At 45.2% G+C, this 22,147-nt stretch carries 22 protein-coding genes; 4 read left to right on the top strand and 18 right to left on the bottom strand.

The window, feature by feature from the left end; genetic code table 11:
- Positions 1 to 15 precede the first annotated feature (15 nt).
- The 14 genes from pgpA to L1D22_RS03205 form a co-directional block, all read right to left on the bottom strand.
- Positions 16 to 522, bottom strand: coding sequence for a phosphatidylglycerophosphatase A (gene pgpA / locus L1D22_RS03270; protein WP_239828699.1), 507 nt, complete (start codon positions 520 to 522; stop codon positions 16 to 18).
- Entirely contained in the window at positions 522 to 1,496 is a 975-nt protein-coding gene (gene thiL / locus L1D22_RS03265) for a thiamine-phosphate kinase (protein ID WP_239828698.1), read from the bottom strand. The genes pgpA and thiL overlap by 1 nt, the downstream gene beginning before the upstream one ends.
- 115 nt (positions 1,497 to 1,611) lie before the next feature.
- Positions 1,612 to 2,079 (bottom strand): transcription antitermination factor NusB, encoded by a 468-nt coding sequence (gene nusB / locus L1D22_RS03260; RefSeq protein WP_239828697.1) that lies wholly within the window; start codon positions 2,077 to 2,079, stop codon positions 1,612 to 1,614.
- Entirely contained in the window at positions 2,079 to 2,549 is a 471-nt protein-coding gene (gene ribE, locus L1D22_RS03255) for a 6,7-dimethyl-8-ribityllumazine synthase (RefSeq protein WP_004741508.1), read from the bottom strand. Before ribE ends, nusB begins: the two co-directional genes overlap by 1 nt.
- 279 nt (positions 2,550 to 2,828) lie before the next feature.
- A complete protein-coding gene (gene ribBA, locus L1D22_RS03250) occupies positions 2,829 to 3,938 on the bottom strand; it encodes a bifunctional 3,4-dihydroxy-2-butanone-4-phosphate synthase/GTP cyclohydrolase II (RefSeq protein WP_145575196.1) in 1,110 nt (369 codons plus the stop codon).
- A gap of 108 nt (positions 3,939 to 4,046) precedes the next feature.
- Entirely contained in the window at positions 4,047 to 4,703 is a 657-nt protein-coding gene (locus L1D22_RS03245; RefSeq protein WP_048612249.1) for a riboflavin synthase, read from the bottom strand.
- A 69-nt stretch (positions 4,704 to 4,772) separates the two neighbouring features.
- Positions 4,773 to 5,852, bottom strand: a complete 1,080-nt coding sequence (gene ribD, locus L1D22_RS03240) for a bifunctional diaminohydroxyphosphoribosylaminopyrimidine deaminase/5-amino-6-(5-phosphoribosylamino)uracil reductase RibD (protein WP_239828696.1) — start codon at positions 5,850 to 5,852, stop codon at positions 4,773 to 4,775.
- Between the two features lie 40 nt (positions 5,853 to 5,892).
- Complete coding sequence (gene nrdR, locus L1D22_RS03235; RefSeq protein WP_004734394.1) at positions 5,893 to 6,342, bottom strand: transcriptional regulator NrdR; 450 nt, start codon at positions 6,340 to 6,342, stop codon at positions 5,893 to 5,895.
- A 154-nt stretch (positions 6,343 to 6,496) separates the two neighbouring features.
- On the bottom strand, positions 6,497 to 7,747 hold the full coding sequence (locus tag L1D22_RS03230; protein WP_239828695.1) for a glutamate-5-semialdehyde dehydrogenase: 1,251 nt from the start codon (positions 7,745 to 7,747) through the stop codon (positions 6,497 to 6,499).
- A gap of 66 nt (positions 7,748 to 7,813) precedes the next feature.
- Complete coding sequence (gene proB, locus L1D22_RS03225) at positions 7,814 to 8,998, bottom strand: glutamate 5-kinase (protein WP_239828694.1); 1,185 nt, start codon at positions 8,996 to 8,998, stop codon at positions 7,814 to 7,816.
- Positions 8,999 to 9,074: 76 nt separating this feature from the next.
- Positions 9,075 to 9,464: a sigma factor-binding protein Crl gene (gene crl, locus L1D22_RS03220; protein WP_239828693.1), complete on the bottom strand. Its 390-nt coding sequence runs from the start codon at positions 9,462 to 9,464 to the stop codon at positions 9,075 to 9,077.
- Positions 9,465 to 9,608: 144 nt separating this feature from the next.
- The gene (frsA, locus tag L1D22_RS03215) at positions 9,609 to 10,862 is read right to left on the bottom strand and encodes an esterase FrsA (protein ID WP_239828692.1); all 1,254 of its coding nucleotides are present in this window, start codon (positions 10,860 to 10,862) and stop codon (positions 9,609 to 9,611) included.
- A gap of 89 nt (positions 10,863 to 10,951) precedes the next feature.
- Positions 10,952 to 11,416 (bottom strand): oxytetracycline resistance phosphoribosyltransferase domain-containing protein Tet(34), encoded by a 465-nt coding sequence (gene tet(34), locus L1D22_RS03210; protein WP_004741499.1) that lies wholly within the window; start codon positions 11,414 to 11,416, stop codon positions 10,952 to 10,954.
- An 83-nt stretch (positions 11,417 to 11,499) separates the two neighbouring features.
- Positions 11,500 to 12,789 (bottom strand): NCS2 family permease, encoded by a 1,290-nt coding sequence (locus tag L1D22_RS03205; RefSeq protein WP_017633422.1) that lies wholly within the window; start codon positions 12,787 to 12,789, stop codon positions 11,500 to 11,502.
- 1,063 nt (positions 12,790 to 13,852) lie between these two features.
- On the opposite strand from L1D22_RS03205, the gene L1D22_RS03200 reads away from it, so the two are divergent.
- On the top strand, positions 13,853 to 15,325 hold the full coding sequence (locus L1D22_RS03200; protein WP_239828691.1) for an aminoacyl-histidine dipeptidase: 1,473 nt from the start codon (positions 13,853 to 13,855) through the stop codon (positions 15,323 to 15,325).
- Positions 15,326 to 15,449: 124 nt separating this feature from the next.
- Here the strand turns inward: L1D22_RS03200 and L1D22_RS03195 are convergent, their stop codons facing one another.
- Positions 15,450 to 15,989: a DUF3332 domain-containing protein gene (locus L1D22_RS03195; protein WP_239828690.1), complete on the bottom strand. Its 540-nt coding sequence runs from the start codon at positions 15,987 to 15,989 to the stop codon at positions 15,450 to 15,452.
- Between the two features lie 271 nt (positions 15,990 to 16,260).
- On the opposite strand from L1D22_RS03195, the gene L1D22_RS03190 reads away from it, so the two are divergent.
- Entirely contained in the window at positions 16,261 to 17,307 is a 1,047-nt protein-coding gene (locus tag L1D22_RS03190) for a succinylglutamate desuccinylase/aspartoacylase family protein (protein ID WP_239828689.1), read from the top strand.
- A gap of 341 nt (positions 17,308 to 17,648) precedes the next feature.
- Here the strand turns inward: L1D22_RS03190 and L1D22_RS03185 are convergent, their stop codons facing one another.
- Together L1D22_RS03185 and L1D22_RS03180 are read right to left on the bottom strand one after the other, a co-directional pair.
- Positions 17,649 to 17,966 carry a DUF3622 domain-containing protein gene (locus L1D22_RS03185; protein WP_017056240.1) on the bottom strand — a complete coding sequence of 106 codons (318 nt, stop codon included), beginning with the start codon at positions 17,964 to 17,966 and terminating at the stop codon, positions 17,649 to 17,651.
- 348 nt (positions 17,967 to 18,314) lie between these two features.
- Positions 18,315 to 19,499, bottom strand: coding sequence for an NnrS family protein (locus L1D22_RS03180; RefSeq protein WP_239828688.1), 1,185 nt, complete (start codon positions 19,497 to 19,499; stop codon positions 18,315 to 18,317).
- Between the two features lie 288 nt (positions 19,500 to 19,787).
- On the opposite strand from L1D22_RS03180, the gene L1D22_RS03175 reads away from it, so the two are divergent.
- Positions 19,788 to 20,342, top strand: a complete 555-nt coding sequence (locus L1D22_RS03175; protein WP_239828687.1) for a gamma-glutamylcyclotransferase family protein — start codon at positions 19,788 to 19,790, stop codon at positions 20,340 to 20,342.
- Between the two features lie 139 nt (positions 20,343 to 20,481).
- On the opposite strand, the gene L1D22_RS03170 is transcribed toward L1D22_RS03175, so the two are convergent.
- Positions 20,482 to 20,814 (bottom strand): tRNA-binding protein, encoded by a 333-nt coding sequence (locus L1D22_RS03170; protein ID WP_102437284.1) that lies wholly within the window; start codon positions 20,812 to 20,814, stop codon positions 20,482 to 20,484.
- A gap of 197 nt (positions 20,815 to 21,011) precedes the next feature.
- On the opposite strand from L1D22_RS03170, the gene L1D22_RS03165 reads away from it, so the two are divergent.
- On the top strand, positions 21,012 to 22,010 hold the full coding sequence (locus tag L1D22_RS03165) for a substrate-binding domain-containing protein (RefSeq protein WP_239828686.1): 999 nt from the start codon (positions 21,012 to 21,014) through the stop codon (positions 22,008 to 22,010).
- Positions 22,011 to 22,147 lie beyond the last annotated feature (137 nt).

The raw sequence follows: 22,147 nt of genomic DNA, 5'->3' as shown, positions 1-22,147 counted from the left end.
AATACAGCCCAGTTCTTAAACTAGCCAACCTGCAAAATGCGCCACAGCATACAGCGAAATCGCCGCCATAATACCCGCCACGATATCATCAATCATGATACCTAAACCGCCATGAACTCGAGCGTCTAACCAACCAATTGGCCAAGGCTTAACCATGTCGAAGAAACGGAATAGCACAAAGCCCGTCAACAGCCATTTCCAATCATCAGCAGGGATGTTCAACATTGGCACTAAGGCCATGGTGATCCAAAAGCCTGCGAACTCATCCCACACGATAGAACCGTGGTCGTGTACACCCATATCATCAGACGTCACTTGACAGATCTTGATACCAATAATGCAGCTGACCACCACGATGGCAACATAAGCCGGGAAAGGTAATTGAACCAACAATAAGTACAACGGAATAGACGCAAGCGTGCCCATGGTTCCGGGAATAATAGGCGATAAGCCACTGCCAAAACCCGTTGCTAATAAGTGCCAAGGGTTTTTAAGAGAGATTGCAGATAGTGGGTTTGTCATCAATTAACCTTAAAGTGATCGTAACCAGTTAAGCTCCAACTTAATGGTTCACCATTATTGTGTAATTCAAAATATTCTACAGGTCTTATCTGGCCAATGCAGGTGACTTTTGTTCCAGTGTGTGACAAAGCACTTTCCAATGAACCTTTATTTTCTTCCGGCACCGTAAAGCAAAGTTCGTACTCTTCGCCGCTGGTAAGCGCGTACTGCTGCGCTGCGGTAATATCAGGTGCAAACTGGCGTAACTCTTGAGAGATAGGCAGAGTGCTCACATCAATGCTTGCACCGACTTCTGAACGCTTCAGAATATGCTTTAGGTCAGCAATCACGCCGTCAGAGATATCAATTGCAGACGAAGCAAGGTTCACCAACGCCTGCCCTGCTAGCACTCGTGGAGAGCTGATGTAGTGCCTCTCTTCAAGTTCAAGTGCGTAAGGCTTGGCTTTGTTCTGTTCAGGGTTCAATAACACTTCTAGCCCTGCCTTGCTGTCGCCCAGATTACCGGTAACGTAAATCCAATCACCAACCTTCGCACCATCTCTGCGTAATGCTCGACCTTCTGGAACAAAACCTTGCACAGTAAGCGTCAAGATCAACGGCCCTTTGGTTGTGTCGCCACCAATCAGTTGGATACCAAAGTAGTCAGCCAATTTGAAAAATGAATCACAAAATGGGGCAAGCCACGCTTCATCGACTTCAGGCATAGTTAACGCAAAAGAAACCCATGCAGGTGTCGCACCCATAGCCGCGAGGTCGCTAATGTTAGACGCCAAGGCTTTATGTGCAACCCAGGCCGGGTTCGCTTCCGCTAAGAAGTGAGTGCCCGCGACTAAGGTGTCGGTGCTGATCGCTATCTCAACATTGCTTGGCGCTTTGACCAAAGCACAATCATCGCCAGCTGCCAGATGTACGTCTTTACGTTGTGGTTGTCGATTTACAAAATATTTTTCAATCAGGTTAAATTCGCCAGACATCACATGCCCTATCTTTAGTCTTCATACAAATTACCGTAATCATTGATATTACAGAAATTTAGTTACAAAAAAGGCCAGCATGATAGCTGACCTTTAGATTCAATATACGAACGTCTTATTTCTTACGAACGTGCGGTGCAGCTTTATCAAGCACACCGTTAACAAACTTATGGCTGTCTTCTGCTGCGAATACTTTCGCAAGCTCGATAGCTTCGTTGATAACCACTTTGTATGGTACATCTTCGCGACGAGTCATCTCGTACATAGCTAAACGTAGAAGCGCTAGTTCCATCAGATCCAGATCTTGCATAGGGCGAGATACGAATGGACGAAGCTTGCTATCAAGTTCCATGTGGCTAAGAGCAACACCCGTTAGCAGGTCGCGGAAGTATGCAACGTCTGTTTCTGGCATAGCAAGTGCAGGTTCTGCAGCATGATGCTCTTCTTCATCATACTTACCACCAGATAAGAACTGATCTTCAACGGTAGCAATATTTTCTTTAGTAATTTGCCAAGAATAAATTGCTTGTAGAGCAAATTGACGTGCGTTACGACGTGCGGCTGGTTTCACACTGGCCCCCATTAGGAATCGATTTCAGAAAGAACGTTGATCATCTCAAGTGCGCTAAGTGCAGCTTCTGCACCCTTATTACCAGCCTTGGTCCCTGCGCGTTCAATAGCTTGATCGATCGTATCAACAGTTAGCACACCGAATGCTACTGGAAGAGAGTATTCCAGAGACACTTGTGCCAAACCTTTATTACATTCACTACAAACATAGTCAAAATGAGGCGTACCGCCACGAATTACTGTACCAAGAGATACAATCGCATCGAACTTACCTGTTTTTGCAACGCGCTGCGCTACAAGTGGAAGTTCAACTGCACCAGGGCAACGAACAACAGTGATGTTGTCTTCGCTTACTTGTCCGTGACGCTTTAAAGTATCGATTGCACCAGAAAGTAAACTTTCGTTAATAAAACTGTTGAAACGAGCAATAACGATAGCAATTTTTGCATTTGGCGCTGGGAAGCCACCCTCGATCACTTTCATAAGCCTTCCTTTAACTATTTTCATCAAGTGAGAATCGCCGGATTCTAGCACAAAACTGTGAGCAATATCTAATGCTAATTTAGCAGAACAGACACCGGAGATGTAAAGATGATAACGCAGTGCTGCTCCCAACCGTATAGGAACAACAAGTCGACAAGCATCTGCATTTAACGCACGAAAAATTGAGCTTAGCGACTGTGCTCTTTTGGTCTAATACTTCACCAAAAGAGCAATCAGAGTCATCATTGATTGTGTTGCTACAAATTAATCTGTGAGTGGTTACTCACAAACGTATTCAACCACGTTCAGACCGAAACCACCTAGTGCGTGGTAACGCTTAGTGCTTGAAGACAATAGACGCATGTCATGAACGCCTAAGTCTTGTAGGATTTGAGAGCCTACGCCAACACGACGCGAAGTACCTTGTTTCTTCGCCATAGTTGGTTGTTCGTTCTTATCTTGAGCTTCGAACGTCTTCACTTTGTGAATCAAAGAATCAGACGACTCTTCGTTGCCAAGAATCACCAACACACCGCCTTCGTCGCCAATACGCTTCATCGCTTTATCTAGCGACCAGCTACGCTCAGTACCACGATCAGAATGAAGCAGATCGGTGAACGTATCATGTAGATGAACACGCACTAAAGGAGCGCCATCAGACAGGTCGCCTTTTTGCATCGCGTAGTGGATCTGGTTATCAATCGTGTCGCGGTAAGTCACCAACTCAAAATCACCAAATTCAGTCGGTAGGTGACATTGTGCAACACGCTCGATCGTTGTTTCTGTGTTGTTGCGGTATTCAATCAGGTCAGCGATGGTACCTAGCTTGATATCATGCTTTTCAGCGAACACTTCAAGATCAGGGCGACGCGCCATAGTGCCGTCGTCATTTAGGATCTCAACGATAACCGATGCTGGCTCGCAACCTGCTAGACGAGCTAAATCACAACCTGCCTCTGTGTGACCAGCGCGAGTCAGAACACCGCCGTCTTGCGCTGTTAGCGGGAAGATATGGCCTGGTTGTACAAGGTCAGCCGCTTTCGCATCTTTCGCGACAGCAGCTTGAACCGTCACTGCGCGATCTGATGCAGAAATACCGGTCGTTACACCCTCTGCCGCTTCAATCGAAACCGTAAAGTTCGTGGTGTACTGAGCGTTGTTGTCTTGAACCATAGGCGCAAGACCCATGCGGCTTGAGCGCTCTTTGGTCAGCGTTAGACAGATTAAACCACGGCCGTACATCGCCATGAAGTTAATCGCTTCTGGCGTAACATGTTCTGCTGCCATGATCAGATCGCCTTCATTTTCGCGATCTTCATCATCCATCAGGATAACCATTTTTCCTAGGCGAATGTCTTCAATAATTTCTTGAGGAGTACTAATTGGCATTGTTCTATATCCTTTGAAATGGTTCTGCTTCCTAGAACCGACACTATTTAAACCTGATGATATTGCTTCGCTTTACAAAGTGATGCTTAACGCACTTTGTCTCAACGATTAGGCAAAACCATTCTGCTGTAAGAATTCCATCGTCAATCGAGATTCAGGCTCAGACTCTTGCTGTTGGCCTTGAAGTAGACGCTCCATGTAGCGTGCTAACACATCGACTTCTAGATTCACTTTGCGACCGACATTGAATTGGTCGATGGTAGTTTCTGACGAGGTGTGAGGAACGATCGTTAGCTTGAATGCATTCTTACGTAAATCGTTCACGGTAAGACTAATACCATCCACCGTCACCGAACCTTTTTGAGCGACGTACTTTGAGATTTCAGCCGGCATTTCTACCCAGAACTCAATCGCACGGCCAACTTGGTTGCGCTCAACAATCTCGCCCACGCCATCGACGTGACCCGATACGATGTGACCACCGAAACGAGTCGTCGGTAGCATCGCTTTCTCTAGGTTCACCTTGTCGCCGGCTTGGTAATCGACAAAACCCGTTTTTTTCAGGGTTTCAAGCGAAAGGTCTGCACTGTAGCTGTGGTCGTTAAATTCGACGACCGTCAAACACACACCGTTGGTTGCGATGCTATCGCCTAACTGAACGTCAGCCATATCAAGCTTACCCACGTTAACCGTTACGGTGATGTCTTCTCCGCGGGGAGTGATTGCACTCAATGTACCTACGGCTTCTACAATTCCTGTAAACATTTTAAAACTCTTTTTGTTGTCAACGACATGTATGTAGTGAGCGGATTTATTCCCACTATCGTTTCGTTACTATCGGTTTCGAAATACGGGTTTCGCTACGATTCGAATATCCACACCAACCTGTCGAACATCTTTAATTTCTAGGTCAATCACATCAGACATTGAGGTGAGCCCTAATGCGCCCATCAAACCTCTTCCGTCACTGCCCATAAGTTTAGGAGCTAAATAGAGGATTAGCTCATCCACCAGCTGCGCTTCAATCAAGCTTTTTGCCAACGTGGCGCCCGCTTCGACCCAAATATGGTCAATATGATTCGCAGGTAACTGACGCATCAAATCGTGTAAGTCCAGTTGACCTGCATCCGTTGTTCCGACTGTAATATCGGCAGCGGCTTCAGCGACTCTCAACACCGATGTTGGCGTCTGGTATAACTTGAGCTCAGGGCGCAGTTGATTTTGGCGATCAAGAATTACGCGAATCGGTTGACGTAGCTCGTCTTCAGCGTAATGAGCTTGAGCGCTGCTTGGTAATTCAGCCCAACGAACATTCAGCGATGCGTTGTCTTCAATCACTGTTTGGCTGGTTGATAATACTGCGCCCACCTTTGCTCGATAATTTTGAACATCACGACGCGCTGCTGGCGATGTGATCCATTGGCTCTGACCATTTGCTAGTGCCGTTTGCCCATCGAGACTGGCTGCCATCTTAAGCTGAACAAAAGGCATGCCTGTTTGCATGCGTTTAATAAATGCAGGGTTCAAGTCTAAAGCATCTTGTTCCAGTAAGCCGATTTCGACCTCAATACCTGCATCACGCAACATTTTGATGCCACGGCCAGCGACTTTCGGGTTTGGATCCTGCATCGCGCAAATAACTTTAGCCACTTGAGCCTTAATCAAGCCTTCGGCACACGGTGGTGTACGCCCGTAATGAGAACAAGGTTCCAGTGTGACATAAGCCGTCGCACCTTTTGCCTTATCACCCGCCATTCGCATGGCATGTACTTCAGCGTGAGGTTCGCCCGCTTTAGCATGAAAACCTTCACCAACGATCTGACCATCGGTTTGTACGATGACACAGCCCACATTTGGATTTGGCGCAGTGGTGTAAATGCCGCGTTTCGCTAATTGAATAGCACGCGACATCATTTGAAAATCTAGGGGAGTAAAATTAGACATGATTGAGGGGTTAGTCCTCTAATTTAGCGATTTCTTCGCCAAACTCTCGGATGTCTTCAAAGCTGCGGTAAACAGAGGCAAAACGGATGTACGCCACTTTATCCAATTCTTTCAATTGGCCCATCACAAGATTACCGATCATCTCGCTTGGTACTTCACGCTCACCAGTTGCACGGAGTTGTGACTTAATCGTACTGATCGCAAGTTCAATTGCATCAGCACTCACTGGGCGTTTCTCTAGGGCGCGCTGAACACCACCGACCATTTTATCTTCATTAAATGGTTCGCGGTTTCCATTCGACTTAATTACTTTAGGCATCACAAGTTCTGCCGATTCGAACGTAGTAAAACGCTCGCTACATGCAAGGCATTGACGGCGACGACGAACCTGATGGCCATCGGCTACCAGTCTTGAATCGATTACTTTAGTGTCGTTCTCTGAACAAAAAGGACAATGCATATCACCTCCAAATAATTGAATATCAGTGTAACGGAATTGCCAAACGTTAGGAAAGAAAAAGGGCCAATTAAGGCCCTTTTGTGTGGTGATTCATTGATTATTGCTACGCGATAGCAATTTCTAAATGAGCTGAGGAGGAAAATTAACGAGAACGTTAACCTCGAACTAAATAGTTCGCTTTACCCACCCATTTGTAGCTTGTCAGTTCTTCTAAGCCCATTGGGCCGCGAGCATGCAGTTTCTGAGTAGAGACTGCCACTTCTGCGCCTAAACCAAACTGTGCGCCATCAGTAAAACGAGTGGATGCATTCACGTAAACCGCAGCAGAACCTACCGAGTTAATAAAGCGCTCAGAGCTTTCTAGGCTGTTAGTCATGATTGCGTCGGAGTGACTCGCGTTGTGTACGCGCATGTGGTCAATCGCTTCTGCAACGTTAGCAACCACTTTCACGCCTAGCGTATAGCTTAGCCATTCAGTGTCAAAGTCGCCTTCAACTGCATCACGTTGGTCTTCAAAACCCGCTATCAGTGATTTTGCGCTAGTGTCAGCAACCAAGGTAACCTTGCCCGCTAAGCGCTGTGTTAGCTTAGCTAAAAAGGCTTCAGCAACCGCTTCGTGCACTAATAATGTATCTAGCGAGTTACACGCAGATGGGCGTTGAACTTTTGAGTTTTCAACAACATCAACAGACTTCTCAAGGTCAGCGCTTTCATCAACAAAAATATGGCTGATACCAAAACCACCAATAATCACTGGAATGGTGCTGTTCTCTTTACACATCTTGTGCAGACCAGCGCCACCACGAGGAATGATCATATCCACGTAGTCGTCCAGTTTAAGCAGTTGAGAGACAAGTTCGCGATCCGGTTTCTCGATGTACTGAACAGAAGCCGCAGGAAGTTCCGCTTTCTCTAGTGCCGACTGGATGACTTTAACCAGTTCCATGTTCGAGAAGAACGTCTCTTTACCGCCACGTAGGATGCTTGCGTTACCAGTTTTCAAACACAGTGCCGCAATATCGATGGTTACGTTCGGACGCGCTTCATAGATAACACCAACCACACCAAGTGGTACACGACGACGAGACAGTGACATACCGTTTTCCAGTACCTTGCTGTCAATCTCGCTGCCAACTGGGTCATTCAAGCTAATCACGTTACGAACATCGTTAGCAATGCCTGTTAAGCGCTCTTCGTTAAGAAGTAGACGATCAAGCAGTGCGTCAGTTAAACCCGATTCACGGCCTAATTCGATGTCTTTCGCGTTCGCTTCTAAAATCGTTGCTGCGTTTGCTTCTAGCTCATCAGCGATGATCGCCAATGCTTTATTCTTTTGCGCCGTAGATGCGGTCGCTAGGTGGAAAGCAGCCTCTTTTGCTGCGATACCCATGTTAGTTAAATCCACGTTTAACTCTCCCTAAATTCTGTCTGTCTTTGGATGCAAAAAGGCGATTCGCCTTCTCATCACGAGCTACTCTTGAATCACAACTAGGTCGTCACGGTGAATGACTTCTGACCCATAATCGTATCCAAGAATGTCGCCAATATCTTTACTGTGCTTGCCTGCTATTTTTGCTAGGTCTTGGCTTGAGTAGCTTGCGATACCACGCGCTACTACCTTACCTCTACTGTCTGTGACTTGGGTGACTTCACCACGAGAAAACTCGCCTTGAACTCGAATAACCCCTTTCGCCAACAAGCTGCTGCCTTTGGTGTTAACGGCGTTTACAGCGCCATCGTCTACCACGATGTCACCTGCAGAAGCAGGGCCCGCTAAAATCCAACGCTTACGGTTTTCAAGCGCTTCAGCTAACGGTAGGAAACGTGTGCCTTGTGGGTTGTCGCTCAAAGAGTCGAACACCACGTTTTCAGCACTGCCTGCTGCAATAATAACTTCAATACCGGCACGACGAGCAATATCCGCCGCCTGCAGTTTTGTTGCCATGCCGCCAGTGCCCAACGTAGTACCGCTGCCACCTGCGATCTTACGCAGTGTGTCATCAATTGTTTTTACTTCTTTGATGAGCTCAGCATTTGGGTCTTTACGCGGGTCAGCCGTAAACAGGCCTTTTTGGTCGGTTAGCAGCAAAAGCTTATCCGCACCGCATAAAATACCAACCAGTGCCGACAAGTTATCGTTATCGCCCACTTTAATTTCGTTGGTCGCTACTGCATCGTTTTCATTTACGACAGGAATAATGTCGTGTTCAACGAGTGCATTGATCGTGTCACGTGCATTCAGAAAACGCTCGCGATCATCAAGATCCGCACGAGTCAGTAGCATCTGGCCAATTTTAAGGCCATAGATAGCAAACAAAGACTCCCAAACTTGAATCAACTGGCTTTGCCCAACTGCCGCAAGCAACTGTTTGCTCGCCATTGAGTTGGGAAGCGCGGGGTAACCAAGGTGCTCACGTCCTGCTGCAATTGCGCCAGACGAAACCATAACCACAGAGTGGCCTTGTTTTTTTAATTCAGCACATTGACGAACCAGCTCAACCATGTGAGCACGATCTAATGCCAATGTTCCACCAGTTAAGACACTGGTACCCAGTTTAACAACGACAGTTTTACGCTGTGTTGTTGTCCCGCTTTGATGATTTGTTGTCATGAAGTCTTTTATGGATAAAACAAATAAGAGGTGATGTTTTAGCAATCAACAGGGGAATTCACAAGTAGAAAAGGTGCGAAATCGCACCTTTTTGCTTTATAGAGAAGAGTAACCTTTAAAATCAGACGAATTCGACAGACTCTTCGTCTAATTGGATACTGATTTCAAACTTACTTTGAAGTTCATCAACCAGTTTTTGGTGGAAGGCTTCTTGAGTTCGAGACACCTCAGCGACCGCCTTTTTAGGCAGTGGTAAAGAATCCCAGTTGCCTTCAATGTTGTATTTACCGATGTTGTACTTCGCCGAATATCCCTCTTCCGACTTATCCAATTCCAACCACCAGCCCCAGAACTCACGTTTTTCTGGTGATTTTTTATCGTTCACACACACAGACAAGCAATCAAAAAGATAATGGCCTTCTTCTGATTGCGGCTCCCTCAAATAAGGACCAATGGCCTTTAAAACGTTTAACAAGCGATAATGCGTTGGTTCTTGTGTCACTTCTGACATATTGAATCTCCGTTTTCAATGTTAAGAATGACGTTACTCAGACTGCAATACGTAGAAAGTACGCAGTTGGATTTTATAAATTATTCCTGAGTATCAGGTACTTAATCTGTACACTTTTCATGCTTAACTAATTTCGGAGAAATGTCATCTAAATAATTCATCCTCAAGCCACTTTATCGCCAATTCGAGGGATTGCTCATAACCTTGTGTAATTGATTTAGCTTTGATTTTCTTCGCTTTACCGTAATCACTGTAAATAGCAACCAGTTGATTATCCATTGGTGGTGATACTGGGTCCCCTTCTAAGGCTAATGCTAAGATAGGAACACGGGTTTTGCTGTTCGACAGCAGCCCTTGTACCTTAAGTGACCAGGCCATCAACTGCCCAGAAAGGCTATTGATATCCACCGCACCTTTACCCAGGCGAGAAGCCAGCACATCTAAGTGCATCTTTGGCATCTGCTTAAGTTTATCGGCATGAACAAAGATATCGTGGATAGGCGCACCAAGAGAGATACACGCTTTGATCTTCTGTTGCTCAACGAACGACAATCTCACCATGGCATTACCGCCAAAGCGGAAGCCGAATAAGCCCACCTTGTGATGATCAACCCAAGGAATGTTTGGCAGTTCGTTCAATACCGCTTGGTGTAAGCACGAAGAATCTTCGGTTAACGGCCAATGAGAACTGTGGCCTATCGATGGCATGTCTACCGTTAGCATCGCGATGTTCTTAGGTGCTAAGTAATCCCTAAACAAACGCCACATGTCTGTTTGTAAGCTATCCAAACCCGCACTCACGATAACAACCGGTTGAGGCTTATCTGTTTTCGCTAGGTGCAAATTCGCTTTGATCTTCTTATTTTGGTAAGGCACTTCAATCTGCTTAACGATCAGCTTGGTGTGCTTAATCGCCTCCGAATAGGCCGCGTTTGCCAATACCTGAGCCTGAGCCGCCAGGTTATCGTTCTTCAGATGTGGGTAGCCCGCAATGCTGAAACACAAAGACGCCGAGAACAGCTCTTCCGCCATCTCTTCACCGCTCTTTTCATTAGAACGGTTCTGATGTTGCATACCTAGTTTTGTCCACTCGTATGCCCAGTTGCCGCTGCGGTAGCCCATCACGGTATCCAACCACTCATCGGTTGTGCGTGAGTTGTTTGAAGACGCGATTCGAGCCAGTACCGCCTCTTGCTCAATAGGATTCACGCCTTGCCATACCCACTGAAGACGTCTTAGGTTTCGATACCAAGATAAGTTTTGCTGTTCACGCTTCTCATCCAATAACGCTTCAGAGCTTGGCATGTATTGCGTCAACATTGAGGTCTCTTTGGCCTGCTTGTGCTTTACAAACAAGGTTTCCGAAAGGTTCGAGCTCGTTTCTTCTGATTCAGACATTGGGATACTTAATAAGAAATGGTTGTCACTAATCATATAAAAAAAAATGACCCTATAAAGGGTCATTTCTCAAAAAACTAAGTTTACGCTTATTTTGACTTGCGATTTACTGGCTCAACGTAGCTTAGGCTAGTATCCCAAGGTTGCTCAATCCATGTGTCTTGAGCGATATCTACGATGTACTCGTCTAGTAGATGTGCGCCAGATGGCTTTGCACATACTGCGATTAGTTTCGCTTTCGGGTACATTTCGCGAAGCTTACGTGCAGTGTCACCACTGTCCACTAGGTCTTCAACGATTAGGAAGCCTTCGCCGTCACCTTCAGGTGCTTTAACTACTGTCATATCACGTTGGTGATCGTGGTCGTAGCTAGAAATACAAATCGTATCTACGTGACGAATACCTAGCTCACGAGCCAAGATTGCACCAGGAACCAAACCACCACGGCTTACCGCCCAGATGCCTTTCCACTGCTCTGCTGGCATTTGCTTTTCAGCTAGTTGACGGCAGTAAGTCTGCATGTTGTCCCAAGTGATAACGAATTTGTTGCTCATAGTATAAAACCTAATAATTTTTCATGTTATTAGAGGCTATGTCGTGCATAGCCCCTTCAGCGATTAAGCAGAAATCTAGACGATTAAGCGAAAATGTATTTAAGAATAAAGATAGCCGACATGACCCACACAGCAGGTGAAACGTCGCGACCTTTACCACTTAGCAGCTTAATTGCAGCGTAAGCGATGAAACCTAGTGAGATACCCTCAGCGATAGAGTACGTCAGCGGCATTAGCAGACATGTTACCACGACTGGTGCAGCTTCCGTAAGATCACGCCAGTCAATGCCAACTAGGCCAGACATCATCAGAATTGCTACATAGAAAAGCGCGCCTGATGTTGCGTAAGCCGGAATCATACCTGCAAGTGGCGAGAAGAAAAGAGCCAGTAGGAATAAGATACCAACAACAACGGCTGTTAAACCTGTACGACCACCTTCAGCGACACCCGCAACACTCTCAACATAAGAAGTCGTGTTTGATGTACCTAGCAATGCACCAATAGACGTTGCTGTAGAGTCAGCAAGCAGTGCTTTGTTTAGACGAGGTAGTTTACCGTCTTCTTTGATTAGGTTTGCTTTCGTTGCAACACCCACTAGCGTACCCGCTGTATCGAACAAATCGACAAACAAGAATGCGAATACCACTGAAATCATACCGATTTCAAATACAGCAGAGAAATCAAGCTGCATGAACGTAGGAGCTAGGCTTGGTGGTGTAGACATGATGCCGCCGTATTGAACGTCACCAATAATAATACCAAGAGCCGTGATTGCTAGAATCGCAATCATTACTGCGCCTTTCACACCACGGTGAACAAGAGCAATCGTAAGGAAGAAGCCTAGTGAACCTAGGATAGGAGCAATCGCAGTAATATCGCCCAGAGAGACTTTAGTTGCTGGGTTAGAAACAACGATGCCAGCATTGCTCAGTGCAATAAACGCTAGGAAAAGACCGATACCCGCAGAGATACCAACACGCAGAGACATAGGAATCGAGTTGATAATCCATTCACGGATCTTAAAGATACTTAAGAAAATGAAGATCACACCCGAAACAAACACTGCCGCTAGAGCAACTTGCCACGTGTAACCCATGCCCATCACAACCGCGTAGGTAAAGAAGGCATTCAAACCCATACCTGGTGCTTGAGCGATTGGGTAGTTAGCAACAAAGCCCATGATGAAACAGCCAATAGCAGCCGCTAAACAGGTTGCTACAAATACAGCGCCGTGGTCCATACCAGCATCAGCTAGGATCATTGGGTTTACAAAAATGATGTAAGCCATTGTTAGGAAGGTTGTTAGACCTGCGATGATTTCAGTGCGCACATTGGTGCCGTTTTCACTGAGTTTGAATAGCTTTTCGAACATTATCGAATCCTATAAGGGTAAAAAGTAAACGGTTGCGTAATCGATTGGCTGTGGATTATAAAGTTATCAAATAACAAATTCCAGATAGAATTAAGGCTCTAATCGATATTTATCAGAATGCCGTATGAAACAAAGCGATTAAAAACGAAGTAATCCTCAAGAAATGACCATAATAAACAGTCAATTAAAGCCATTCAGCCCAATAAAAAATCTTGGTTACTTTTTCGACCATCGGTTATTTTGATAGATAATCTAGCCATTAAATTCTGAATTCAAACCCACAAGAGTTGTGTATTTTTCAACAGGATCAGTAATAAGGCGCAAATTGATATTTTGGCGTTTAAAAAACAACCACGCAGAACAGCAGGGAAAGTGACAAGATTAAGCGGTTTGGAAAAGTAGCAGGCAAAAAAAACGCCACTCAAAACTGAGTGGCGGTAGAATCTGTCAACCAAAAGGGCTGTAAAAGAATTCCAATATATAGGGGTGAACAAAACTGTTCGAGTTACATGCTTACGGTATTAGTAACCGAAGCTTGTAGGGTATGCAAAGTTGCTAGTGTAAACAGAGCTGTTAAGCCAGAACATTGCAGATGGTAAACCTTTCATAACTATCACCTTAATAAATCAATAAAAAACGAATTTGATTTCTCGGTTCCTTGGAGGCGATAAAACGGACTCATCCTTTGAGCATTTACTCTTCACTTCAGAAGTTGGTTATTAATATACCTCAAAGAAAAAAAATTACAAGTATTTTTTGCTACAGGTCACACTTTTTCCAATTATGGTTATTTTGCAAACTTAGTTTCGTAATTAAATTACAAAACAGACTTAAACAAACGTTTGCTTGCACCATTTATAAGCATCAATACACTTATTCAAGATCAAATGAACAAGATGGCGTTCAAAATTTGAGGCATTTCAGGTTTAGAAGCGCTACTCGCCAAAACACTCTAGTGGTATGCTGTTGCCATCAAAACAGACCCATATTTTAGATTTTTGTTCTAAGTTTTTACCTATAAAAACCCTAAATATATGGTTATCAAATAAAAAAGGAGTCATCCGTGTCTGAATTCCATTCTGAGATCAGTAAATTATCCCCTGCCCCTATTTGGCAGTTCTTCGATAAGATTTGCTCAATCCCACACCCTTCAAAGCATGAAGAAGAGCTTGCTCAATACATTATTGCTTGGGCAACAGAGCAAGGCCTAGATGTACGTCGTGACCCAACGGGAAACGTATTCATCAAGAAGCCAGCAACGCCGGGTATGGAAAACAAAAAAGGTGTGGTGCTACAAGCTCACATCGATATGGTTCCACAAAAGAACGAAGACACCGTTCATGACTTCGCTAAAGATCCAATCCAACCATACATCGATGGTGAGTGGGTTACAGCAAAAGGCACAACGCTTGGCGCTGATAACGGCATGGGCATGGCTTCTTGTTTGGCAGTTCTTGCTTCAAACGAAATCAAACACGGCCCTATCGAAGTTCTACTAACAGTAGACGAAGAAGCAGGCATGACAGGTGCTTTTGGTCTTCAAGCAGGTTGGTTAGAAGGTGACATCCTTCTTAACACCGATTCTGAGCAAGAAGGCGAAGTGTACATGGGTTGTGCTGGCGGTATCGACGGCGCAATGACATTTGACATTGCTCGTACTGCAATCCCAGTAGATTTCGTGACTCGTAAACTAACGCTTAAAGGTCTTAAAGGCGGTCACTCAGGTTGTGACATCCACACTGGCCGTGCGAATGCGAACAAACTGCTTGCACGCTTCCTGGCTGGTCACGCAAAAGAGCTAGACCTACGCATCGTAGAATTCAAAGGTGGTAGCCTACGTAACGCGATTCCTCGTGAAGGTTTCGTTACTGTTGCTGTTCCAGCGGCAAACCAAGAAAAACTGGCTTCGCTATACAACTACTACACAGAGCTACTTTCAACAGAGCTAGGTAAAGTAGAAGACAGCATCGTGACTTTCAACGAAGAAGCTTCAGTTGAAATGGGCGCACTTGCAGCTGCAGACCAAGCTCGCTTCATCGCAGCACTTAACGCGGCGCCAAACGGCGTGATTCGTATGAGTGATGAGATTGAAGGTGTTGTTGAGACATCTCTAAACGTGGGTGTTATCACGACAGAAGAGAACTCAATCACTGTACTTTGCCTAATCCGCTCTCTGATCGACTCTGGCCGTAGCCAAGTTGAAAGCATGCTTCAATCTGTAGCAGAGCTTGCTGGTGCGAGCATCGAATTCTCTGGCGCTTACCCAGGTTGGAAGCCAGACGCAGATTCAGAAATCATGCACATCTTCCGCGACATGTACGAAGGTATCTACGGTCACAAGCCAAACATCATGGTTATCCATGCTGGTCTTGAGTGTGGTCTATTCAAAGAACCTTACCCGAACATGGACATGGTTTCTTTCGGCCCGACTATCAAGTTCCCTCACTCTCCAGATGAGAAAGTGAAGATTGATACGGTTGAGCTATTCTGGAACCAAATGGTTGCGCTGCTAGAAGCAATCCCAGAAAAAGCTTAATTCGATAAGCTATATTTGCTCAGTAAAAGGTGCTTTTCAGTAAGCTCCTTTTATTCGAGACAAAATAAACAGGTATTCAATGAGTACCTGTTTTTGTATCTAATCTTTGTGACTAAAGGAGCAATTAAGCGCGTGAAGCCGCGTAGCTTTCTAGCTCATCAATTGAAGTTTGTGCAACCACTTCGCCATCGATGAAGTACGTCACCATCTCGCCATCACGAACACCGACTAGTGTCGCTCGCTCACCAGATTGGTAAGTGATGTCCATTTGGATAGTGTTTTCATCAATCTGCTGCATCTGACCTTTTTCGATCATATTTACATTAGTGATTGGGCCTACAGGCGCTTCCGTTAGAGACGGATCCAACTGATGGTTAATGTCTAGGTAAGTGTCAGTCTTTGTGTCAAAGATATGCGGCGCACCCGTCAGTGGGTTGCTACCAGTCCAGAACTCTAGTGAGTTGAATACCAGGTAATCAGCAGCAACCGTTAGGCCGTAAGCAGGTGCAAGTAGCATGTTCAAGCCACCACGTGCGTAACGGTTATCAACAGCCTTAACGTTGAACTTCATTAGGTAACCCGTTACTGCGTTACTACCAACACAGCCAGATAAAGCGACAGAAACCACCGTCAGTGCAACGACTTTTGAAATTGTTTTTTTCATTTTTATCTCGATATTTGAATTTGGCCGCCAAAAAATGGCGATGGATAATACCAAGCAAGCAGACAACAAATATCAGAGCTAAATCAATGTATTGTCAGGAAATTCACAATTAGAAACACCCTCTAATTGACCAAATCAAAAACGGAAACCAATTCTGAAGCTCCTTCATAAAAAACTTTTGTCGTGACCGTAAAGTGATTGATTCGTACTAAAAATCAACGATTGATACATTCCGTGTTAACGAATTATCACCATGTTGAGAACAACCTAAATGGCAAGACTAAAACCTAATCAACCATTCGAATTACTTGGTTATACTGTTCAGCCAGGACAACGAATGGAGATTGAACTGCAAGCAGCTCAGCTTTACACGCACTCTCCACTTTCGATCCCGATTGAAATCATTCACGGTCGCCAAGCGGGCCCAACACTGATGGTAAACGCAGCGATCCACGGCGATGAGCTAAACGGTGTTGAGATTGCTCGACAACTGACGAACGCTATCGATCCAAAGAAACTGAAAGGTACTTTAATTGTCGTGCCTATCGTTAACGTGTTCGGCTTCATCCATAAGTCTCGTTACCTACCAGACCGTCGCGACCTAAACCGTTGCTTCCCAGGTAGTGAGAAAGGATCGCTAACATCACGTATCGCTTACACTTTCTTCGAAAACGTGGCGAAGCACTGTGATTACATCTTGGATCTTCACACGGGCGCGATTCACCGTACCAATCTGCCACAGATTCGTGCAAACCTATCGAACCCAGAAACAATGCGCATCGCGAAAGCATTCGCAACACCAGTGATTATTGACTCTCCACTGCGTGACGGTTCACTGCGTAGCGAAGCAGAAAAACTTGGTATTCCTGTATTAACTTACGAAGGTGGTGAAGCGCTGCGTTTTGATCCTTTAGCGATTCGTGCAGGCTATCTAGGCGTTCACCAAGTAATGAAAGAAATCGGCATGTTGCGCCCGAACCGTAAGAAGTTGCCAGAGCCAGTATTGAGTAAATCAACCAGCTGGATCCGTGCGGAATCAGACGGCATCTTGCGTAATATGGTAAGACTGGGCGAACAAGTTGAAGCAGGACAAACTCTGGCTTACATCAGTTCTCCGCTAGGTCACCAAGAAGGCCAAGTGATCACGACCAAAGGCGGTATCGTGATTGGTCAGCAGACTCTGCCTTTGGTAAACGAAGGTGATGCTGTGTTCCACATCGCTTACTTCAAACAAGACGATGAAGAAGTGGGACAATCGGTAGAGAGCTACATTGAAGAAGTCGCAGAAGACGATTCGCTAACGGCTCTGAATAACTGATTAAAGCTTAGGAGATCGACGTCAAAAGCGACAAGCTAAAGCTAAAACCGTCGGTCTTAGGTAAAATAGGAACGAACTCCACAAACGAAAAAGCCCCAATATAGGTGACTATATTGGGGCTTTATACCAATCAAAGTAACTAAGTGATCATAAATAGCGCAGAGAAAAGGCTTGAGAGCAAGGCAGAAATTTTCGATAAGTAGTGATTCTACAATCAAAATTTATAACGATGTTATCGAGCGTTTTAACAAGCTAGGATGACCAGTTATTTACTAGGATTGATATGATTATAAGTCCCTTATCTTAAAATTAAGGAACCTATAAGTTAATCGTGCACCGAATTACTCAGCGTCTTCTTGCTCTTCTGCACGAGCTTTAGCGCGTGCTTCACGTGCTTGCTCAGCTTTAAGCTCTTTAGTGTGACGCAGTTCGTCACGCTCTTTACGCTGCTCTGATTTACGCTCGTTACGTTCAGCTTGGTTTGCGATGAAAGATGCTAGCTCTTTCTCTGCCCACTCTTGTGCAAGAGCTTCAGTTTCGAAACCAGATTCACGCTTAGATACTGTTGTGCTGCGAGACGTTACTTGACGAGTAATCTCTGCACACCAACCGTTGCGTTTTTCTGTAAGGCGGATATCAAATTTTTTGTTCTTAGACATGTTCTATTTTTTCCTAAGGGAGATCATTAAGGGATCGGTCAACTTTGATAACTCCATCTAAGTGAGCATCTTTTAACACCATCCCTTGGTAAGCGCGGTATTAGAGCACAAATCAATGAATATTGCTGCAAATATTTGCAGCGGATCACACTGCTATGCAGCAAATCGTTTGCGGCTCATTTCAATTCCCTAGCAACCCTCTGTTCACCACCAATTTCAGCACTGTTTTATCGACAATAACGAAATGAACTACGCTCAAATAAGGGGAGATTAAAGCGATAACTTGCTGTGATGTTTAACGGGAAACTCAGTGTTTCCGTTTCAAGATGGGTTCGCAAATCAATGAACTTAGCCAGGATGACCATCTACTCTTGGGGTTAGTAGCATCATGCCGAATTTCCAGATAAACAGACCAAACGCCAACGTCCATAAGCCCGCACTGATGTTAACCATCTCAAACAGATAAGCAGGGAAGAAAGTCACGCCTAAGCTACGAACCAGCGCGGCAATAAATATCGCTGAGAAGGCTAGCGCCATGCTTGGTCCTTTGTAAATCGCACGACCTGTGTGTCCCATGGTCACGCGCGTAATCATCGCAAGAATCAAACCGCTCAAGCCACCAATCGCAAACAGGTGTAGCATGTTATGACTCGCAAATGGGTTATCTAACAAACCACGTAGCAGTAAGCTTAGAGGGATACACAAGTAAGCCGCATGCAGTGACCACACCAAAGGCTCAGATAACGTCGTCCAAGGCTTCCAACGGATAAAGCGGACTAACTGAGTCATGCCAGCAAACACCATTAGCTCATTACCTACCTGAGCAAAGGTGAGTGGGAAGAAGCTTAGAACAAACAGCCCAACCAAAGGCAGGTTTGCCAGCCATTCCAACCAAACCAATGGCTGCGCTTTCTCAAAGTCAAAGCGACGAGCGGTGAAGAATGGGATCACTCGTCCGCCCATTACAGACAACAACAACGTAAACCACCACAACATCGCTTGCCATACCGCTGATGAAGGAAATGGTGGCATACCTTTAATGGTCGCGTAGCTCGCAAAGTTCGCCACGATAGCCAATATAAACAGCGGTACGAAGAATAGATTCTTCCAACCTTTCGACTTCACGACACGGAAACCAATCTCGTAAGCCGCGAAGATTAAGAACAACGCTTCAATCGAAGAGATCAGCCACAGCGGAGCCGGAGTCCAAAACAAAATACGAGGCGCCAGCCACAATCCGACGAGCACAGCTAATCGATAATGCTTGGTGCCATTGACGCCCGTCCAGGTTTGTACCGCAGTGAGCACAAAGCCGACAACAATCGCCATCGAAAAACCAAACAGCATCTCATGCACGTGCCACCACAATGCGGGAACGTTTAAAATCTCTGGCTGACCGTTTTGGAACATGATGACCCAAGCCACAATCGCGATCACGGCATAGAGACTGCCCAAAAAGAAGAAAGGTCGAAAGCCTAAACGCAGGTAGGCTGGAATCGCGTCTTCTACACTTTTATCTGTGATATTTAACAAACTCGCTCCTAATTCTCAGATAAGCGGCCAAGGTATTACCTAAACCAAATTTGGTGTGCATCAAATTCGATGCAATATGCAGATCATATTGCATGAAACGCGCCAATTAGATAAAGCCAGTAAAAACAGCCACTCACGAGATTCACTAGCCAATAAACAAGTCAAAAAAACATAACAAAAAGAGTCATAAAGACATACAGATGTGTAAATAGAAACTTACTGACTTTTGCCATCTCGCCACATATAGTAAGACTAGTCTCAAATACAAAAGAACAGACAAGGAACGCGATGTATATTTTTGGTTATGGCAGCTTGATCAACTCATCTTCACGTCAACTTACCGGTCAAACGGGTCAAGCAATCCCAGCGATTGTTCATGGCTTAGTGCGCCACTGGAGTAAGATCGATGACAGTTACGTGTTATCCCCTTTGATCGTCAACCTTGGTGAAGGGCAAGTGAACGGTGTTTTGCTTGAAGTGGATGATGTGGCATTGGCTGAATTTGATCGTCGTGAACGCGGTTATCACCGAATCGAATTGAAAGCTGATCAGATAGAGAGCCAAACTGACTTTAAAACGGATCAATCGATCTGGGTATACATCAAAGACGAGATTCAAGCGCCTTGTGAAAACAGCCCTATCGTTCAAACCTATGTCGATACCGTTATGGCAGGATGTTTAGAGGTATCTGAAAGCTTTGCCGCGCACTTTGTGGAACACACACAAGGCTGGCACCACCCATTAGAAAATGATCGCCACCAGCCCAAATACGGCAACCTTGCTGGCGTTTCGGATCACCACCACAGTGTGATTGATGGTTTGATATTGAGTGTTCGCAGCTAGTCTTTGAGGGCTTTGGTAGTTTTGGAACTGTGATAATTTTGGAGCTTCGGTATTTTGGATTTTTGATAAGTTTGTAGCTTTGAGAACAGAGAAGTCGATGAGCTTATAACGAATAGGCTCACCGACTAAAATAGACCACTTAAACCACTCGAATACCCGCTGGCATTGCACGTTCTGGTGTCAGCAATACACTTTCAGATTCATCATCCGTCTCCGCACACAGCAGCATACATTCAGAAGTGTGACCTCTCATCTTAGCCTTCGCTAAATTACACAGCACAACAACCTGCTTGCCCATCAACTCTTCTTCTGTGTAATAAGGGACTAGGCTGGTCACTGTTTGTAGCGTCTTCTCACCCACATCTACTTGCACGATGTAAAGCTTGTCTGCGTTTTCATGACGCACAACCTCGATAATCTTACCCACACGCATTTCTAACTTAGCAAAGTCGCCATAAGAGACAGTATCCATTTCTCACTTCCTATATTGATTGATTTTCACTCATTAAATCTTTTACTAAAATCAATTGAAATGTAAATGTTTACACTAGCATTAAGCCTAATAATTACAAGCGGTAAAGATCTCATTACCGGAAGTAAAATAAGAGTTTGATTGCCTTGCACTCATTGTCGGTGTTAAATAGATACAGCAATATATAGAGGTTAAATATGGCAACAATCAAGGATGTCGCAAAAGAATCAGGTGTATCAGTCGCAACCGTATCTCGGGTGATCAACAAATCTCCGAAGGCCAGTGCTAGCTCTATCGAGTCAGTCACTAAAGCGATGGCTAAACTCGGCTATCGCCCGAATGCCAATGCCCGCGCGCTCGTAAGCCAAAGCACCAATACCGTCGGTGTGTTGGTGGGTGATATTTCCGATCCTTTCTTCGGCACGCTAGTTAAATCGGTCGACAACGTTGCAAGAGAGAACGGCAAACACATCTTGGTGGGTAATGGTTCTCACAATCGTGAAGAAGAACAACAAGCGATTGAGTTGCTGATCAACAGTCGCTGTGACGCCCTAATCATTCACTCAAAAGGCCTGACTGACGAAGAGCTGATTGCTTACTCTAAAGAAGTAAAAGGCTTAGTGCTGATCAACCGTTACATCGAAGAAATTGCCAATCGCTGTATCTTCCTAGATAACAAGAAAGGCGCCTTCCTCGCGACTGAATACTTAATCCGTCATGGTCATAAAAATATTGCGTGTATCGCCTCCTCTTCAAGCATTGAAGATGCCAACGAACGTGTTGAAGGCTACCAAGCCGCGCTGAAAGAGTATGGGATTGAGTTGTCTGAAAGCTATGTTGAGCAGGCTCTACCAACCAGTGACGGTGGCGAATATGCGATGACGAACCTGCTGACTAAATCACTGCCAATCACTGGTATTGTGGCTTACAATGATTACATGGCGGCGGGTGCTTTGTCGGTACTCGATGAAAACGGAATCCAAGCGCCAGAGAAGATGTCGATCATCGGATTCGATGATGGCTTAATTGCTCGCTATGTTCATCCGAAGCTGACTACGATTCGTTACCCAATTCAAATGATGGCAGAGAAAGCAACACGACTTGCCTTGAACCTAGCCAAAGGTGAAGACACCTCGGCAGAACCAATGATGTTCTCGCCAACTTTGGTGCGCCGTAATTCGGTAGAGAAACTCTAAGTTCTGTTCTCAGACCAAACAGCAAACGAAAAAAAGCCCTAACAGAATCGCTTCTGTTAGGGCTTTCCTACCTTACTCTCGTACCCAACAATCGCTCCCTTATTAGGTCGTAGATTGCTAAGTGCCACTTTTGTTCA

Origin of the sequence: Vibrio sp. Isolate34 (genome assembly GCF_022397915.1) — a bacterium.
In the GTDB taxonomy this organism is placed as follows: Bacteria; Pseudomonadota; Gammaproteobacteria; order Enterobacterales; family Vibrionaceae; genus Vibrio.
The sequence above is the reverse complement of the archived record's forward strand: the minus strand, read 5'-3'. Positions and strand labels throughout refer to the sequence as shown.

Coding starts and splice junctions, on each gene's coding strand:
- pgpA (WP_239828699.1), bottom strand. CDS start 522: ATGACAAACCCACTATCTGCAATCTCTCTTAAAAACCCTTGGCACTTA.
- thiL (WP_239828698.1), bottom strand. CDS start 1,496: ATGTCTGGCGAATTTAACCTGATTGAAAAATATTTTGTAAATCGACAA.
- nusB (WP_239828697.1), bottom strand. CDS start 2,079: ATGGGGGCCAGTGTGAAACCAGCCGCACGTCGTAACGCACGTCAATTT.
- ribE (WP_004741508.1), bottom strand. CDS start 2,549: ATGAAAGTGATCGAGGGTGGCTTCCCAGCGCCAAATGCAAAAATTGCT.
- ribBA (WP_145575196.1), bottom strand. CDS start 3,938: ATGCCAATTAGTACTCCTCAAGAAATTATTGAAGACATTCGCCTAGGA.
- L1D22_RS03245 (WP_048612249.1), bottom strand. CDS start 4,703: ATGTTTACAGGAATTGTAGAAGCCGTAGGTACATTGAGTGCAATCACT.
- ribD (WP_239828696.1), bottom strand. CDS start 5,852: ATGATGTCGCGTGCTATTCAATTAGCGAAACGCGGCATTTACACCACT.
- nrdR (WP_004734394.1), bottom strand. CDS start 6,342: ATGCATTGTCCTTTTTGTTCAGAGAACGACACTAAAGTAATCGATTCA.
- crl (WP_239828693.1), bottom strand. CDS start 9,464: ATGTCAGAAGTGACACAAGAACCAACGCATTATCGCTTGTTAAACGTT.
- frsA (WP_239828692.1), bottom strand. CDS start 10,862: ATGTCTGAATCAGAAGAAACGAGCTCGAACCTTTCGGAAACCTTGTTT.
- L1D22_RS03205 (WP_017633422.1), bottom strand. CDS start 12,789: ATGTTCGAAAAGCTATTCAAACTCAGTGAAAACGGCACCAATGTGCGC.
- L1D22_RS03195 (WP_239828690.1), bottom strand. CDS start 15,989: ATGAAAAAAACAATTTCAAAAGTCGTTGCACTGACGGTGGTTTCTGTC.
- L1D22_RS03190 (WP_239828689.1), top strand. CDS start 16,261: ATGGCAAGACTAAAACCTAATCAACCATTCGAATTACTTGGTTATACT.
- L1D22_RS03185 (WP_017056240.1), bottom strand. CDS start 17,966: ATGTCTAAGAACAAAAAATTTGATATCCGCCTTACAGAAAAACGCAAC.
- L1D22_RS03175 (WP_239828687.1), top strand. CDS start 19,788: ATGTATATTTTTGGTTATGGCAGCTTGATCAACTCATCTTCACGTCAA.
- L1D22_RS03170 (WP_102437284.1), bottom strand. CDS start 20,814: ATGGATACTGTCTCTTATGGCGACTTTGCTAAGTTAGAAATGCGTGTG.
- L1D22_RS03165 (WP_239828686.1), top strand. CDS start 21,012: ATGGCAACAATCAAGGATGTCGCAAAAGAATCAGGTGTATCAGTCGCA.